Here is a 695-nt window from a genome sequence, read left to right on the forward strand (position 1 = left end):
GCCGTGCCCAGCACCAGGTACACCACCACCAGCGCGCCGATGAGCGCATAGGGCGACAGGTGCATGCTGTCGACCCATTCGGCCAGCTCGCGCGGGATGCCGGTGAAGGCCATGGTCTTGGTCAGGAACGCGGCCCCGGCCAGGATGAACATGATCATGCAGCTGGTGCGCGTGGCGCCCATGATCCCGTCCTTGAAGTTCTGCCAGGTGAGGCTGCGCCCGTAGGCTGCGATGGCCAGCGAGCCCAGCACCCCGAAGGCCGCGCACTCGGTGGCTGTGGCCCAGCCGGCCACCAGCACCCAGACGATGAACACGATCAGCAGCGCACAGGGAATGAGGTTGCCCGACAGCCGGATCTTTTCCATGAAGGTGGTGGGCGGATCGGCCGGCGGCACCTGGTCGGGGTGGCGCAGGCTCCACCAGCCGATGTAGCCCGAGAACAGCAGCATCAGCAAAAAGCCCGGCAGGAAGCCGGCCAGGAAGATGCGGATGATCGACGCGTCGGCCGCCACCGCGTACACCACCATGGTGATCGAGGGCGGGATCAGGATGCCCAGCGTGCCGGCCGTGGCCAGCGAGCCGATGGCCAGCTTCTCGTTGTAGCCGCGGCGCTTGAGCTCGGGCAGCGCCACCTTGGCGATGGTGGCGCAGGTGGCGGCCGAGGAGCCCGAGACCGAGCCGAACACGCCGCAGCC

Annotated in this window: 1 protein-coding gene; it reads right to left on the bottom strand. The window is 68.2% G+C overall.

From position 1 onward, the window contains the following. Window positions 1–695 (bottom strand): TRAP transporter large permease (locus AC07SQ_RS30510; protein ID WP_495273661.1); only part of this gene is annotated, 695 nt, incomplete at both ends.

Source organism: Variovorax sp. GW821-FHT06D12 (assembly GCF_059419205.1).